The sequence below is a fragment of the Pseudomonas sp. HY2-MNA-CIBAN-0224 genome (genome assembly GCF_040310285.1).
Taxonomy (GTDB): Bacteria; Pseudomonadota; Gammaproteobacteria; order Pseudomonadales; family Pseudomonadaceae; genus Aquipseudomonas; species Aquipseudomonas helleri.
In genome coordinates this window covers 1-278 of the sequence record NZ_JBEOPQ010000448.1, presented here as the reverse complement: position 1 = coordinate 278, position 278 = coordinate 1, and the positions used below count along the sequence as shown (strand labels likewise).

The 278-nt window shown below is 39.9% G+C and carries 1 protein-coding gene; it reads right to left on the bottom strand.

Features of this window, described 5'->3' with window-relative positions:
- Positions 1-278, bottom strand: a 278-nt coding sequence (locus AAEZ03_RS27115) for a RepB family plasmid replication initiator protein (RefSeq protein ID WP_350582918.1), incomplete at both ends; no start/stop codon positions are given.

Sequence of the window (278 nt, the reverse complement as noted above, 5' to 3'; positions counted from 1 at the left end):
CACTAGACTCTATACCTAGTTGACTTCTAAACCTCTCAAGCTCAAACATAGGGGTGTTTTTAGCTTGTTTCCATTGCACCAGCAGCTCATAAAGTCTTACAGAGTAAATGCTATCCATACTCGCTGTTTGTTCTAGTAGATAAGAAGTAAAAAAGTCTTCCGCACCATCAATACGGCTGATTCCTTTAACTACAGCAAGGGTAAAAACCAATTCAATTGCACCCTCATCATCAAGATAAGTTACTTCCTGAATCCAGCGTGACTTGACGATCTTTCCA